Origin of the sequence: Dokdonia sp. R86516 (assembly GCF_044596715.1) — a bacterium.
Lineage (GTDB): Bacteria > Bacteroidota > Bacteroidia > Flavobacteriales > Flavobacteriaceae > Dokdonia.
Genome location: NZ_CP138998.1, coordinates 3,091,014 through 3,106,000 on the forward strand (window position 1 = coordinate 3,091,014; position 14,987 = coordinate 3,106,000).

A 14,987-nucleotide genomic window follows, 5' to 3' on the forward strand; every position below is an offset into this window, starting at 1 on the left:
AACATCTCCTCCGAACCTCCTCTTCAAAGAGGAGGAGCTACATATATTGCCCTAGAGGGAGCAAAAATCAAAAGTGAAGAATAAGTCACCCTTTAGGCTTGGGGAAGGGTTATTCACTGATTAAATTTTTGTTTCCCCGCCCTAAAGGGAGCAAAAATCAAAGAAAATGAATAAGTCACCCTTTAGGGTTGGGGATGGCTTATTCGGAATCTGGTAATTTGAATACGCTTTCGCGAAAGCGTAAAAAATCAGAATATAGAACCGAATTTTGTTGCCCCAGCCCTGAAGGGAGCAAAAATCAAAGATGAAAAATAAGTCACCCTTTAGGGCTGGGGAATGCTTATTCGCTAATTAATTTATAAAATAACACAGCACTTCAAGAACTGTAAGATTTTCAAATATGTGCTGAAATAAAAAATAAGAAATGATTGACTTAAAATGGATAGGATCTCCGAGAGAGATTTCATTTGACATCCAAGGAATGTCTGAAAAATTGAAAAACACTGCCACTCCTTGTTACATTGTTGAGGACTTATCAGGTCGCACTGGCGTTACAAATACTGGCACTATCCAGTCTGAAGGAAAGGGGTTGTTTTTAAAAGCTATCGTACCCGCATTTACTGCTGCCGATTTTGGGGACACTTCGTTTAAAGAAGATTACCAGTTAAAATACGCTTATAAAGGAGGCGCTATGGCAAATGGAATTGCGTCAACTGATATGGTAATCGCTTTAGGAAAGAACGAGATGATAGGTTCTTTTGGTGCTGCTGGGATGATTCCTGCTCGTGTAAAAGAAGCCATTGCAACCATTCAGACTGCTTTACCTACGCAAGCTTATGCGTGTAACCTTATCCACAGTCCTATAGAAAAGGCGCTAGAAGAAGGCGCTGTAAATTTATATATAGAACATGGAGTAAAAGTGGTAGAAGCTTCGGCTTATATGAACTTATCTGAGCAAATTGTAAAATATAGAGCGGTAGGTTTGAGTCTTGACGCTCAAGGCGAAATTGTGATTGGCAACAAAGTAATTGGTAAAGTTTCTAGAAAAGAAGTCGCACAACGTTTTATGTCCCCTGCTCCGCTTCAGTTTTTAGATAAATTATTGGCTGCTGGAAAAATCACCCAGCAACAATACGAACTCGCTCAAAAAGTACCCATGGCAGATGATATTACGGTAGAGGCAGATTCTGGTGGGCATACAGATAATCGTCCTCTAGTGGTGTTGTTTCCTATCATTTTACAACTGAGAGATGAAATACAGGCAACATATAACTACAAAAAACAAATTAGAGTGGGCGCCGCAGGAGGAATAGGAACTCCAGCCTCTGCCCTAGCCGCTTTTTCTATGGGAGCTGCTTATGTAGTGACTGGATCGATTAATCAGGCCTGTGTAGAGTCTGGAACTTCTGATGTTGTAAAGGAATTACTTTCTAAAGTAGCCTCAACAGATGTCACGATGGCTCCAGCATCAGATATGTTTGAACTTGGTGTAGAATTACAAGTGTTAAAGCGTGGTACACTGTTCGGTGCTAGAGCAAAAAAACTCTATGAGGTCTACACACGTTATGACGGGATTGATGATATCCCAGCAGAAGAACGACTTAAACTGGAGACTAAAACTTTTAAAATGTCATTAGAAAAGGTGTGGAATGGCTGTGTGAGCTTCTTTCAAGAAAGAGATCCAGAACAAATAGAAAAAGCACAAGGAAATCCAAAGCGTAAAATGGCCTTGATTTTCCGTTGGTACCTAGGCTTGTCTTCAAACTGGGCAAATGCAGGAACTCCAGATAGAGTGATGGATTATCAAATATGGTGTGGCCCAGCGATGGGTGCTTTTAATGAGTGGACAAAAGACTCATATCTAAGCGAGGCCAAAAATAGAAAAGTAGCAGATGTTGCTACTCATTTATTAGAAGGTGCAGCTTATCTACATAGAATCAACACGATTAAAGATCAAGGGGTAGATTTACCACTTGAGTTATTGCAATTACCTGTTAATCATAACTAGATATTAGTAGCTCAAAACACAACTAAAATTCTCAAAACGTATATTATCGTGATGGGAATTTTAGTTTTCTTAAAAAAAAATAACTTAACATGAGCTCGATACTTTGTTAGTTTTAATCTACTTACACGGTAAGTAATATATATATTTGCCGAAAAATTGCTACTTGCAGCGCTTAAGCACCATCATATTACTCATTTGCCTCCACGTGCAACCATTGGTTAACATTTCTATATGGGGAGATTATTTACTTAACCAAGAGTATATAAAGGAGTTTTTATGTATAAATAAAGAAAAGCCTAAGCTTAGCTGTAATGGTAAGTGTTATTTGATGCTTCAATTAGAGGATCAAAAATCTAAACAAGAAAAGGAGCTTCCTCAGCTGGTTCTCAGTAAATACGAATTTGTGGTTTTTAGCTTTCGCGAAAGCGTAACACACAATATTTTAATATCTCAAAAACAAGACAACTTCTCTTCGTATACAAACTTTTATGGTATGCTAAAGTCTTGGGATGTTTTTCACCCTCCACGTGTGTAATTGATTATATAAAAATTGACATGGTCTTATTTTATGAGACCCTAGACTTTTTATGCCTATTTGTATAGGCCAACAATTAATTACAATCTAATGAATAAAGTATTTTTGGCAGCCCTTGGGCTTTGCCTCAGTGCGCAGCTATGCCTTGCGCAAAAAATAACAGGTACCATTACAAACGAAAGTGGTAAAGCTCTTGAAGACGTTAATATTATAGCTCTAGATACAAATATTGGTACCACTACAAATAAAAGTGGTGGTTTTTCCTTAAATCTTAAAGCTGGTACTCACAAATTATATATTACTTACTTAGGATACGTCTCAAAAACGATACCGATAAACAATCAAAATGACATACTAGACTTGTCTATTAAACTTATAGAGGATCAATCTAAACTAGACGAGGTCATAGTATCGGCTAGTCGTGAACGCCAACTTAGATCTGAAGTTCCAGCAGCAATCGGTATCCTAAATAGAGCCTCTATAGATGAAACTAAGGCAGTAGGAATAGATCAATTAGTAAATCAAATTCCTGGTGTTTACATGTCTACATCAAGAGCAGCAAGTAATGAACAACACTTTATGGCTGTAAGAAGTCCTATATCTACTAGGGCACTGTTTTTATATCTTGAAGACGGATTACAACTGCGTCCTACATCGGTTTTTAATCATAATGCCTTACTTGAATTAAATGATCTCACTTATGATAGAGTTGAAGTTTTGAAAGGACCTGCCTCTAGTATATATGGTAGCGAGGCTATAGGTGCAAGTTTTAACTTCATAACAAAATCTCCTACTCCCGAGCTTTCTGGAACCTTAGGTTATCAAGTAAATGATGTAGGCTTGAGTCGTTATGAGCTGGAGTTGTCTAATTATACTAATGATAAGTTTGGATTTTATCTAGGAGCACACTACGTGACACGTAACAACGGCCCTATTGAGCATAGTGATTATGAAAAATTTGCTGTTACCTTAAAGACTGTCTATGATTTTTCATATAGGTTTAAATGGACAAATGTACTGAGCTTAGTAGATTATAGATCAGATATGACAGGGTCACTATCTGAGGCTGATTATACGGGAGGTAACTTTGAAAGTGATCAAACATTTACTGAAAGAGATGCGCTTGCTTTTAGATATAGAAGTACACTTGCTGCACAATGGAATGAAAATAATAACACCACTTTCAATATAGTGTTTAGAGATAACACAATGGATCAAAACCCTTCTTATAGAATAAGACAGTTTAGAAATATGGGGCAGCTAAATGGTGCTGGCTCTGGTGAGGTTAATACGAATGCTTTCAATAGTTACATGGCTCTGGCACAACATAAAGTTAATTTTGAGTTTAACAACTCATCATTAATTGTAGGTGGGACTTTAGACTACTCACCACAAGATTATAAAGCTTTGAGCACGTCTGTAAGTGTAAATCAAGATACGGGTCAAAACATTGATTTTACAATTAATGAAAATGACTTTATCTTAAACTACAATGCAAATATTTTAAACTATGCTGGTTTCTTTCAGTTTGAAACCAACCTTCTTGAGAGACTCAAAGCAACAGCCGCACTTCGATATGATAGATTTCAATATAATTATAGTAATAACATAGCAGATGCCGCAATATCAACCTCAAAAGACACATATGATAACTGGGCTCCTAAAATAGGTCTAAACTATAATTTTGAGAATAATAAAGGATTATACATCAACTATTCTAGAGGTTTTACTCCTCCACAGGTTTCAACATTATATCGCAATCGCAATGAGTTAAGAGATATTAAACCTAGTACCTATGACAATTATGAGATAGGAGGATATGTCAAGATCAATAATGAGTGGAAATTTGATGGTGCAATCTATCTACTAGAAGGTAAAAATACGCTTATTACTTTAAGAGATGATCAGGATGTGTTTTTTAATACGAATGCGGGTAAAACAAGATCATATGGTATTGAGTATGGAATTACATATACGCCATCTGAAAAGATATCTTTTACACATAATGGGAGTTATGCAAAACACAGATATGTACGTTTCTTTGACAATGCCATCGATTACTCAGATACCGATAGAGAAACAGCTCCTAATTTACTTGGATCAACAAGAGTTACCTATACACCCTTTGCAGACTTTAGTATAGCATTAGAGCACGAGCTTGTGGGTAGTTATAATACAAGTTTTGAAAATCAAGTAATAGGTGATAATGACGAGCTAAGTACAGCTACTTATGATGGACATAATATTTTTAATGCTTTGATATCCTACAGGTACAAAAATTTTGAAGTCTGGACACAAGCACTCAACATTTTTGATGATTTATATGCCGCTAGAGTCTCTTTCAACCAATTTAGCGGTGAGAACAGTTATACTATTGGAAACCCTCGAGCCTTTCACATAGGTGGTCGATTACATTTTTAATAATCTATAAACTGTATCTGTCACTTCATACAAGTAGCAGATACATCAATACATATGAAAAATAAAAAAATTAATCAGTGGTTATGGAAATGGCATGTTATTGCCGGACTAATTGCTACTCCATTTATAATACTCCTTGCCATTACTGGAGGAATTTACTTATTTAAAGAGAAGTATGAAAAGTCACATAAAGAACGTATTACTGTTGTTTCCCCTAGTAATTATAGATATAGTTATGAAGAGCAACGTAAAACAGCAGATGCTATTTTAGGTAAACCTCATAATGCTATGATTATACCTACTAGTGATTCTTTGGCAACAGAATTTGTTTCTGGAAGATTTGGTCATAAAAGAAGTATTTTTATAAACCCTTATACCAATACACAAACCGGAATGATTGCCGTGAGTGATGGTATAATGTATAAGGTTCGTAAGTTACACGGAGAGTTACTTATAGGAACTCCAGGCACACTTGCCGTTGAACTTATTGCAAGCTGGATGGTAGTTCTTCTCATCACAGGTATTTTTATTTGGTGGCCTGCTCGTGGATTTAAATTACATGGTTTTTTTATCCCGAGATGGAAACAAGGAAAACAAGTATTATTGAGAGATTTACATGCTATTATAGCCTTTTGGATCTCAGGACTTTTACTGCTCGTACTGGCAGGTGCTTTTCCTTGGACAAATATTGTGGGGAAAAACTTCAAAACTCTTCAAGAAATTACAGATACAGGATTTCCTACCTCGTGGCATGGTATAGGTATTGGTAAGCCTTCAAGTGACAAAACAATAGCACTTGACATTATGGTTGAAAAAGCTGCTACACTTCCCATAGAAGGAATTATAACACTTGATTTCCCAAAAGGACCTGCGGGTGTTTACAGTGTGGGTAATACTTATTATCAAGACCTACAAATGCAACAGAAATTTCATTTTAATCAATATACAGGTGAACAGCATTTATCACAACAATGGAGTGATGTGGGAATATTAATGCGAGGTCGTATGTGGGTTATGGCTTTTCATCAAGGCCAATTTGGACAATGGAATTGGTATTTGATGCTCTGTGTGGCGCTTTTACTAATTATCTCAAGTACCGCAGCTATACTCTCCTATTTCTCTAAAAAACCTAAGGGGAAATGGATTGTACCTAAAACCCCTAAGACCTTTAACCCTTCTATAATTGTGATAGGACTTATTATTCTGTTAGGAATACTATTCCCCCTATTTGGACTTTCTGTTCTTGTAATAATGATTATAGAGAAAATAAGAGCAACTAGAATATAAAATATATCTTCACAAGATATACTGATAATAAAAAGGCTCTTTGAAATTACTGTTTAAAGAGCCTTTTTTATACCATAATTTAGTACCATACACCTAGTAAATTTAATTATTAAAAACAGTATTCTTTACTGTTTCAAAATAACTATCACTTACAGGAATCTCTGCAGTAGAAAGCATTAAAGACCTACCTTTAAGACTAGTAACTTTATTTTTATTTACAATATAAGATCTGTGAACTCTTATAAATTGAGAAGGCAATTCATTTAGCAATTTGCTCAATGATTGGTTTGCCATAATCTTCTTACCATCTTCAAAGTGATAATTTACATACTCACTATCGCTTTCTATGTATAGCATATCTTGAAAAAGGACTCTATGCAAGTCATAACCAGATTTTATTACTAGCGAAGTCTCTGCTTCCTTGCTTACAACAGGAAACTTGTTGATTGCTGCTAGAAAACGTTTAAAAGTGATGGGTTTAGCTAGATAATCTAGTGCATTAAGTTCAAATCCTTTGAGAGCATATTCTGAGTATGCAGTAGTAAATATTACTTTTATATTGTCGTTTATGATAAGTTCGGCAAAATCGGTTCCTTTAAGTTCTGGCATCTGTATATCCATAAACACTAGGTCTACCTCATTTTCCTTGAGATATGATAATGCATGTAATGGATTTTCAAAAGAATCCAGCAACTCCATATGGGCAACTTTAGCGACGTAAGTCGTGAGTAGTGTTCTTGCTAGTTCCTCATCGTCTACGATGATACATCTCAATTTCTTCATTGTACGGTTACTTTAAGGTGTACATTATAATTTGGAGTTGTCTCAATATGTAGTGAGTGCTTCCCTGGGTAATAGATGTTTAATCTTTTTTCTACATTTTGCAATCCTATTCCTCCTACTCCATCTATATGCTGTGGCGTTTCTGGAATACTATTTTCTACTATGAATTCAATCTGGTTATCACTTGTAGTAAGAGCAATATTAATGAAGCGCTCCTGTCCTTTTTCTATACCACTGTGTTTAAAAGCATTCTCGATGTAAGGTATAAATAACATAGGAGCTACAAACATTCCCGCATTAGTCACATTATTTTCAAACGAAATATTAAAAGGTTTGCTGCTTTTCAACTTAAAAAGAGCAATGTAATTTTCAATATACTCCACCTCTTTCTGTAAAGTTACCTTCGGTCGCTCACAATCATAAATGACATATCGCAGCATTTCAGAAAGCGTACTTATACTTTCTTGGGTTTTATCTGAGTTTGTTACAGAGAGTGCATAAATATTATTAAGCGCATTAAATAGAAAATGTGGGTTGATCTGCATCTTAAGCATTTTAAGCTCATTTTCTAATAATTCCGCTTTCGCGAAAGCGATCATCTTCTCCTTTTCTTGTACGTAAATAAAGGTTTCAATGAGAATATTAAATATAAATGCCAGGGCGATTGCTAGAAAATGTAACAGTACTGGCGAAGGCCTTCTTGGACCCATAGGCCTTATATCTTCAGGGTTTATAGGATTAATAAAAAGAGAAGATAAATAGGCGAAAATTAATAATAAAGGAACGGAGATTGCCAAAAAATAGAGGTATTTCTTAGTAAAAAGAAAACGTGGTATTAGATAATAAGTAGCAAAGATTATCGCACCTATTTGAAATAGAAATGTAGGTATTGTATCAAGAATAAACTGACTAGTATTTCTTTGATTAAGACTCATAAGGTACCAAACGACGGCCCAAAATATAATCTGTATTAGAATGTAAGACGCTCTTTTCATACCGCAAATTAAAGCTATTCTCAAGTAACATTTCTCAATATAAGCCATATTTGAGTGCTTAGAATCGGCACTCAACTATCAATTACGGTCATTCACTTAAAACTTACGCTGGTTCGCTGAATGATAGCAAATCGAAATCTCTTTAAGACGTACATTTAACTCAACAAAAGACTGAATTTAAGAATTTTACGTAATGATTTTTTCGAAGATTCAGATTTAATGATAACAGCTAAAACTCCATTTGTGATGAAAAAGAAATTAATGAACAAAATTGTCCCGCTATCGGTAATCGTAGCAACCACTGCTCTCACAATTCTTGCATGTAGTAGTGATGAAGGAGATGTAACAACAGCATCAAATAATGATGATGAAGTTGCACTTACAGAGCTGCACCAGGCTTATACTGCCTTTGACACAGAAGCAACTACCATTTACATTGATGGATCTAACGTAGTGATTGAGACTACTGGTTTACCTAACCACGAGACCGTATACTGGGGAGAAGGCAATTCCTTGTATAGAGAAGAGCCAGACGTTGCCGTGACGCCTTCTATTATGACTAGTAATAATAATGCAACAACTATTACTGTAGATGGTACACCTAACCTAACCGGTAGCACAGTTATGACTCAATTAAATACTATTGGTATTGCAGTGAGTGGTGCATCAATATTTAATGATCAAGAAGGAAACGGTGCGCTAGATCAAGCTGCAGCAAGTTTAGATTGGACAGGAGCTCACATAGGGCCTGGTGTATATCACTATCACCTAGAACCAAAAGCATTTACAAATGACGATGATAACCTTGTAGGTGTATTGCTAGACGGTGTTTTCCTTTATGGTAGAAAATGTGATGCTACAGGAACGTATCCTACAGATTTAGATGCATCTGGAGGACACACGACTACCACACAATTTACACAAGGAGATGAGGAATATCATTATCACATTATTAATGAATTATATTCTAACACGGGCTCATATATCGCTTTTGTTGGACCTTACCAAGGATACTAAATCATGTTTATTAAATTATTTATTATCATACTAAGCATCCTATTAATTTCTTGTAATGACAATTCGTTACAGGAAATGGATATTACTATACATTATGATAAACCTAAAACTATCAGCGACATAGAGGTGTTAAAAAAAGAGCTGGTTCTAAATCCGCTAGAAGGTGCTTGGTATTATAATAACAAATTATTTTCTGGATACTCACTAAGGTTTTATCCTAACGATACACTTGCCGAGAAAATAGGATATATCCAAGGTAAACGAGAAGGAATAGCTCAAAAATGGTCTAAAAATGGTACACTACGTATTGAATCTTACTATAAAAACAATCGGCTAGATAGTATTTATAAAAGTTGGTGGGAAAATGGAGTTTTGGCTTCACAATCTAATTACACTAAAGGAGTGAAGGAAGGTGTTGAAAGAGAATGGTATGCTACTGGCGTACTTGCAAAGCAAAGGAACTTAGACAATGGACAAGAAAGCGGTTTGCAAAAAGCATGGCTTGAGAACGGAACATTATACGTGAATTATGAAGCTCGTAATGGGCGAATTTTTGGAATGAGAAAAGCTAACTCCTGTTATAAATTAGAAGATGAAGTTATTATCACAAAATAAACTAATGAGCCTCTTGGTACTTCTGGTACTTATCACTATCACTAGTTGTAATCAAGAAGTAAAGAAGGAAAACGTCAAAGTAGTAGAAACTAGTAGAACAGAGTATCTACCCTATTATAATGAGAAGTCATTTACACCTAACTGGATTGTACCAGGATCACAAGAGGAAAAAGACTTTCATACAATTCCTGATTTTACGCTGACTAATCAGCTAGGGGAAACTATTACTCAAAAAACATTTGATAATAAGATTTATGTAACAGACTTCTTTTTTACTGTGTGTCCAGGTATTTGCCCGCAAATGGCAGATAATATGTTCAAGGTGCAAGAAGCATTTAAAGACGACCCAAACGTAGTATTGCTATCTCACTCCGTGATGCCTACCTCAGACACTGTCGATGTATTAAAAAAGTATGCCGAAGACAATGGTGTTATAGATAATAAGTGGCATCTCGTTACTGGAGATAAGAAGGATATATACTCACTAGGAAGAGACTTCTATTTTGTAGAAAATGACTTAGGAGAAGAAAAAACGATAGACGACTTCCTTCACACAGAAAATTTTCTCCTCATTGATAGTAATAAGCACATAAGAGGAATATATAATGGTTTAAATAGATCATCTATTGCTCAACTTATTACTGATATAAAGACGTTAAAACTCGAGTAACTTACTAAAACATGCTCTTTGTAAAGAGCAACAAAACATTTATAGAAAGCTGGGTAATGACAAAACATTACCCAGCTTTTTTTTAGCGTTAATTCAACTTATTTATCTAAGAAAACAACGCATCCAACAAATTAAAGAAACCTTTATGAATAGCTATTATAGGCTAGAATAAGCGCATTTACACAGTATCAAATTATAAAAAAAGGCTAGATAATGCCATTCACAGAAAACTAGCGCCCATTCACTTAAAGTGACTCATAAACATCAAACTACCTATTACATTTGATGTCAAATAAGTGTAACATAAAACTAGAAATATGAAAACTATGAAATTTAAAACGGCGGTAATAACGGCTATATTTTGTGTAGCATTTGCAAGTGTTTCAATGGCACAGGCACAACGAGGAAACGATAGAAAAAAGCCGCCTACGTATGCTGAACTATTGGAGCAAATGGATAAGAATGAAGATGGCAAACTTGCAAAATCTGAAATAAAAGGTCCATTAAAAAATGACTTTGATAAAGTAGATACAAACGAAGATGGTTTCATCTCTGAAAAAGAATTTAAAAAAGCACCAAAACCACAACGCAGAGAAAAAAAGTAATATGTAAAAAGTGAATTGTTTTTAATTAGCCAAAAGCTCTGTGAGTAATCACAGAGCTTTTAAAAACAAACATCACTCCCATCTAACTTCAAAAAAACCTCAACCAATAAAATCAAAAAAATATGTCATACTTCTCAAAATTACCACTCATAGGATTATTTATATCCTCAATGATATTAATAGGATGCAACTCTTGCTCAAACGACGATAATGCAACTCAAACAGGAGAAACTACAGATACAGATGGTGTCGTAATAGATGTAGATGCATCACTTTTTTATACTAGTGACAATTCTGTTACTATTACTACGGTTCCTTGTACTTTATCTAACGGAACAACTACAGATTGCTACGAACTTGTTGTTACAAGTACACCAGCAGATCACACCATGGGTCCATGGTGTCCAGATAATATTGCAGATGATGCTGAGGCAGGAGGAATCTGGCTAGAAAATGGTCAAGTATATGATGTAGATGGAGCATTTATTGAAAATATGGCTTCCTTTTACAATGACACTACATGGCTTATGTATGATGACAACGGAGATATTTATACCACAGACTCACTAGAAGACTGTGCAAACGCTGCAAACCCAAACGTGGGAGAAGAATATGAGAATTTTTGTGTAGAATGTTTACCCTCTTATATGGCAGACCTCACTAGAACGTACCTCATCCCTGTAACACCTCAACGAGTTTCTAGCTCCATTAATTTTGGTGGCGGAGGTCCTATGGGAGGAAACGGCCCATCACAGCGAGGTGTAGCTTTTAATGGAGTAGTTTTTGACGCACCAGCACCTACAGATGCAATACTAGGAGCATATACACTAGCACCATTTGATGATGCTGGAGGTCACATCAATCTTAACGCAGGTTATCACTATCATGCAGCTACAGGAGTTACTACCCAGCTAGCCCAAGAAGATGGACATGCTGCAATGATAGGCTATGCAATTGATGGGCATGGGCTATATGCACAACTTAATAGTGATGGTAACGAGCCTAGCGACCTAGATGCTTGTAGAGGTCATGAGGATGATGTGAGAGGATATCATTACCATGTAGATGCAGCTGGAGCAAATAACTTTATCAACTGTTTAAACGGAGCTTATGCAAACTAGCAAAAAACTGAAATCGTTATTGATTGTTCTATGCATATTGTGTTTTTCTTTTAAAGCACTTGCACATCAATCAGATGCTTCCACTACAATGTTAGTGCAGCAAGAAGATCAAACATGGGTGCTACAAGTGAGTGCATCTCTCACTGCTTTTCAGCAAGAGATAAACACGCATTTTTCAGACACGCCTTATACCACTCCAGAGGAGTTTAAAGAAATGGTTCTTACTCATATTAAGAACAACTTGCATATACGTTTTGACGAGAATAAAGAAGTATTGTTATTAAACGGCATTGTACAATTAGGACATGAAACTAAGGTAGTTTTTAAAGTGATTGGAGTGCCTACCACTATACAAAGTGCAGTTATAGAAAACACAGCTTTTGTAGATATTCACAAAAGCCAGAGTGCATTAATCCTACTCAAAGAAGGGTTTAATAAGAAACACTTTGTACTTAATGATGATAATAATCACACCTTATCACTGCGAGTAGATGGTAAAAACTTTACTGAAGTAACAGCACATCGCGCTAGCTTATTTCCGCCTATCATGGCATTTGTTTTCATACTCATTGCTGGACTAGTATTTATTGCACTAGTGCGCAGAAAGAGTACTATTAACCCTTAAAAAGAAATGATTATTGAATGATTGATTGATTGGTTTGTTTATTTGGTTAGAGCCCCGTACGTTGTATGGGGCTTTTGTCTTTCTGTATATAAGACTATTGTATAATCATGGTACGCTTTCGCGAAAGCGTAACTATTAACTGTATTATTAATTCATATAATCACTCAGGATCTTTCTAATAAATTATGATAACGCAAAAAACCCTCATCGTCAAGTGACAATGAGGATTTATTATATAATCTATACGTAACCTTAGTATTGCTTAATCTAATAGAAGTAACAATAACAACAACGTACATCCTAGATTTACTAAGGAATTTGCGTACAGATTTAATTTATTAATCAATATATACTTCTAGAAATTGAGCATCCTTTGCAAAGAAAAAAGCTTCTTTAGAATTTGCTGGAAGTAAGATGGTTTCACCTTTAAATACAATCTCTGTCTTATTATTTACGGTTACTGAGGCACAACCCTCAACACACATAAGAATTACAAAAGAGTCAAGGTTTGCATAAGATTTTTCAAAAGTTTTATTTACTCGTAGCACATTTGTGGTAAAGTAATCACAGGCAACAACATTTGACGAGGTATTACTATTTACTTTACATTCTTTCTTACACTCTTCAGTAAACTCCTTAGTAGCTGCAACAGACTGGTCAAGGTGTAAATCTCTTTTTTGACCTTCCTTATCTGTGCGATCCCAGTCATATACTCTATAGGTGATATCTGAGGTTTGCTGTATCTCTGCTGCCAGTACACCTGCTCCTATGGCGTGTATCTTTCCTGCAGGAATAAAATATGCATCACCTCTTGTTACTTTTTCTTTATTAAATACGTCATATACATTATCTCCTGTCACATCACGTAAGATTTCTGTATTTGCGTTTTTATCTTTAAGACCTAATATAATTTCTGCTTCTTCTTCATGGTCCATGATATACCACATTTCGGTTTTACCGTATGAGTTATGATCTCTTTTTGCCATCTCATCATCTGGGTGTACTTGTACAGAAAGATTTGTCTTTGCATCTAGAAATTTTATAAGCAGCGGAAACTCATTTCCAAATCGTTCATAATTTGCAGCTCCTACAAACTCACTGGTGTGGTTTTCTAAAAGAGAAACCAGTGATTCTCCCTCGTATAATCCGTTTGCTACCTGTGATATATTTCCTTCTACTCCAGATATTTCCCAGCTCTCACCAGTCGTATCACTAGTACATTTCTTATTAAGTACCGATTGTAGTTTAGATCCTCCCCAGATTTTTTCTTGAAGGATAGGCTCAAATTTTATAGGATAGATGTTCATAATAGTAGATTTGATGTGGATAAATGATGTTTTATGGGGACTAGGAAACAGTAATTATTATGCTGCTATAGAAAATTCTTGAGACATAGTGTCTAGTGCAAATTCTGTAGGGATTGCGCTGGCTGCTGTATTGCTTTGAAAAGCATAGTTCATCCAGATTTGTGTAAGATTCATTGGGATTTGTAAAGCGTCTTTCATTCCTAACTTAGAATCATCTACGTGTACCCATCTCATAAGTGGCTGCTCAAAGATATTCGTCATTGTATTTTCTTTTCCTAGGTAGCTCTTAAGACGTAAGAAGATCTCAACATCAAACAACCATCTGCTAGTAAAAGCATTGTCATATACTACAGGCACGATGCTTCTTGTAAATACTTTTGCTCCACACTGTGTATCTCTTATAGGTAATCCTAAGATTAATAAGATAAACTGCTTCACAAATTTTGAAAACATATTTCTCATAAAGTTACGCTCTATCTCACCGCTTCCTAAAGCGTTTCTAGAACCAAAAACTACGAGCTTTCCCTCAGTCTTCAGAGTTTTAACGAGGTCCTTAAAATCTCTGAAGTCTGTAGAAAGGTCTGCATCCATAAATCCTATCGTAGAGATAGTAGACTTACTGTATAAGAATCTAGCTCCTGCTCTTACAGCGGTTGCTTTACCAGAGTTCTTTTTTACATCTACAATGCTTATTGCATTAGGCGCTTGTTCTTTCATACTATAAAGAACCTCTAGCGTTTTATCTTTACTTCCATCGTTTACAAAACATAGGTGGTAATCGCGGTTTTCTTTAATGAATTTTACAAATGCTTCTGTGTTAAGTCTCTTTTCTTCGTTGTAGCAAGGGATGATTATTCCAGTTTTCATAATGTGTGTTTATGTGTGTTGTTATTGTTTTACAAGACAAACATACCTCCAGATTGCAGCTATTTTTTTGAATTTTCGATGGCTGGATTCTTTGTATCGACGGTTACCATTCGTCGAAGGATGAACCATTC

13 protein-coding genes are annotated in these 14,987 nt (G+C 35.6%); 9 read left to right on the forward strand and 4 right to left on the reverse strand.

Annotated features, from left to right (window positions below):
* Nucleotides 1-424: 424 nt before the first annotated feature.
* The 3 genes from SJY23_RS13840 to SJY23_RS13850 all read left to right on the forward strand — a co-directional run bounded on the left by SJY23_RS13840 (nucleotide 425) and on the right by SJY23_RS13850 (nucleotide 6,251).
* Nucleotides 425-2,008 (forward strand): PfaD family polyunsaturated fatty acid/polyketide biosynthesis protein, encoded by a 1,584-nt coding sequence (locus SJY23_RS13840; protein ID WP_396596797.1) that lies wholly within the window; start codon nucleotides 425-427, stop codon nucleotides 2,006-2,008.
* 625 nt (nucleotides 2,009-2,633) lie between these two features.
* Nucleotides 2,634-4,964 (forward strand): TonB-dependent receptor, encoded by a 2,331-nt coding sequence (locus SJY23_RS13845; protein ID WP_396596798.1) that lies wholly within the window; start codon nucleotides 2,634-2,636, stop codon nucleotides 4,962-4,964.
* A gap of 54 nt (nucleotides 4,965-5,018) precedes the next feature.
* Nucleotides 5,019-6,251, forward strand: a complete 1,233-nt coding sequence (locus SJY23_RS13850; protein WP_396596799.1) for a PepSY-associated TM helix domain-containing protein — start codon at nucleotides 5,019-5,021, stop codon at nucleotides 6,249-6,251.
* Between the two features lie 102 nt (nucleotides 6,252-6,353).
* On the opposite strand, the gene SJY23_RS13855 is transcribed toward SJY23_RS13850, so the two are convergent.
* Both SJY23_RS13855 and SJY23_RS13860 read right to left on the reverse strand, forming a co-directional pair.
* Entirely contained in the window at nucleotides 6,354-7,034 is a 681-nt protein-coding gene (locus tag SJY23_RS13855) for a LytR/AlgR family response regulator transcription factor (protein WP_396596800.1), read from the reverse strand.
* Nucleotides 7,031-7,969 carry a sensor histidine kinase gene (locus SJY23_RS13860; protein WP_396596801.1) on the reverse strand — a complete coding sequence of 313 codons (939 nt, stop codon included), beginning with the start codon at nucleotides 7,967-7,969 and terminating at the stop codon, nucleotides 7,031-7,033. The genes SJY23_RS13855 and SJY23_RS13860 overlap by 4 nt, the downstream gene beginning before the upstream one ends.
* A 306-nt stretch (nucleotides 7,970-8,275) precedes the next feature.
* On the opposite strand from SJY23_RS13860, the gene SJY23_RS13865 reads away from it, so the two are divergent.
* From SJY23_RS13865 to SJY23_RS13890, 6 genes are all read left to right on the forward strand, one after another.
* Nucleotides 8,276-9,046 carry a YHYH protein gene (locus tag SJY23_RS13865; protein ID WP_396596802.1) on the forward strand — a complete coding sequence of 257 codons (771 nt, stop codon included), beginning with the start codon at nucleotides 8,276-8,278 and terminating at the stop codon, nucleotides 9,044-9,046.
* A gap of 3 nt (nucleotides 9,047-9,049) precedes the next feature.
* A complete protein-coding gene (locus SJY23_RS13870) occupies nucleotides 9,050-9,661 on the forward strand; it encodes a toxin-antitoxin system YwqK family antitoxin (RefSeq protein WP_396596803.1) in 612 nt (203 codons plus the stop codon).
* Nucleotides 9,639-10,331 (forward strand): SCO family protein, encoded by a 693-nt coding sequence (locus tag SJY23_RS13875; RefSeq protein ID WP_396596804.1) that lies wholly within the window; start codon nucleotides 9,639-9,641, stop codon nucleotides 10,329-10,331. The genes SJY23_RS13870 and SJY23_RS13875 overlap by 23 nt, the downstream gene beginning before the upstream one ends.
* Nucleotides 10,332-10,648: 317 nt before the next feature.
* The gene (locus SJY23_RS13880; RefSeq protein ID WP_298327654.1) at nucleotides 10,649-10,936 is read left to right on the forward strand and encodes an EF-hand domain-containing protein; all 288 of its coding nucleotides are present in this window, start codon (nucleotides 10,649-10,651) and stop codon (nucleotides 10,934-10,936) included.
* Between the two features lie 122 nt (nucleotides 10,937-11,058).
* On the forward strand, nucleotides 11,059-12,057 hold the full coding sequence (locus tag SJY23_RS13885) for a YHYH protein (RefSeq protein ID WP_396596805.1): 999 nt from the start codon (nucleotides 11,059-11,061) through the stop codon (nucleotides 12,055-12,057).
* Nucleotides 12,047-12,682: a hypothetical protein gene (locus SJY23_RS13890; protein ID WP_396596806.1), complete on the forward strand. Its 636-nt coding sequence runs from the start codon at nucleotides 12,047-12,049 to the stop codon at nucleotides 12,680-12,682. Before SJY23_RS13885 ends, SJY23_RS13890 begins: the two co-directional genes overlap by 11 nt.
* 338 nt (nucleotides 12,683-13,020) lie before the next feature.
* Here SJY23_RS13890 and SJY23_RS13895 read toward each other — a convergent pair whose 3' ends face one another.
* Both SJY23_RS13895 and SJY23_RS13900 read right to left on the reverse strand, forming a co-directional pair.
* Entirely contained in the window at nucleotides 13,021-13,989 is a 969-nt protein-coding gene (locus SJY23_RS13895; protein ID WP_396596807.1) for a type I phosphomannose isomerase catalytic subunit, read from the reverse strand.
* 57 nt (nucleotides 13,990-14,046) lie between these two features.
* Nucleotides 14,047-14,856 (reverse strand): dolichyl-phosphate beta-glucosyltransferase, encoded by an 810-nt coding sequence (locus SJY23_RS13900; protein ID WP_035336596.1) that lies wholly within the window; start codon nucleotides 14,854-14,856, stop codon nucleotides 14,047-14,049.
* Nucleotides 14,857-14,987 lie beyond the last annotated feature (131 nt).

Bases quoted from the DNA above. Each gene is read 5' to 3' on its own strand.
- SJY23_RS13900 (WP_035336596.1), bottom strand. From the start codon at position 14,856: ATGAAAACTGGAATAATCATCCCTTGCTACAACGAAGAAAAGAGACTT.
- SJY23_RS13850 (WP_396596799.1), top strand. From the start codon at position 5,019: ATGAAAAATAAAAAAATTAATCAGTGGTTATGGAAATGGCATGTTATT.
- SJY23_RS13895 (WP_396596807.1), bottom strand. From the start codon at position 13,989: ATGAACATCTATCCTATAAAATTTGAGCCTATCCTTCAAGAAAAAATC.
- SJY23_RS13885 (WP_396596805.1), top strand. From the start codon at position 11,059: ATGTCATACTTCTCAAAATTACCACTCATAGGATTATTTATATCCTCA.
- SJY23_RS13840 (WP_396596797.1), top strand. From the start codon at position 425: ATGATTGACTTAAAATGGATAGGATCTCCGAGAGAGATTTCATTTGAC.
- SJY23_RS13890 (WP_396596806.1), top strand. From the start codon at position 12,047: ATGCAAACTAGCAAAAAACTGAAATCGTTATTGATTGTTCTATGCATA.
- SJY23_RS13880 (WP_298327654.1), top strand. From the start codon at position 10,649: ATGAAAACTATGAAATTTAAAACGGCGGTAATAACGGCTATATTTTGT.
- SJY23_RS13865 (WP_396596802.1), top strand. From the start codon at position 8,276: ATGAAAAAGAAATTAATGAACAAAATTGTCCCGCTATCGGTAATCGTA.
- SJY23_RS13875 (WP_396596804.1), top strand. From the start codon at position 9,639: ATGAAGTTATTATCACAAAATAAACTAATGAGCCTCTTGGTACTTCTG.
- SJY23_RS13845 (WP_396596798.1), top strand. From the start codon at position 2,634: ATGAATAAAGTATTTTTGGCAGCCCTTGGGCTTTGCCTCAGTGCGCAG.
- SJY23_RS13860 (WP_396596801.1), bottom strand. From the start codon at position 7,969: ATGAGTCTTAATCAAAGAAATACTAGTCAGTTTATTCTTGATACAATA.
- SJY23_RS13855 (WP_396596800.1), bottom strand. From the start codon at position 7,034: ATGAAGAAATTGAGATGTATCATCGTAGACGATGAGGAACTAGCAAGA.
- SJY23_RS13870 (WP_396596803.1), top strand. From the start codon at position 9,050: ATGTTTATTAAATTATTTATTATCATACTAAGCATCCTATTAATTTCT.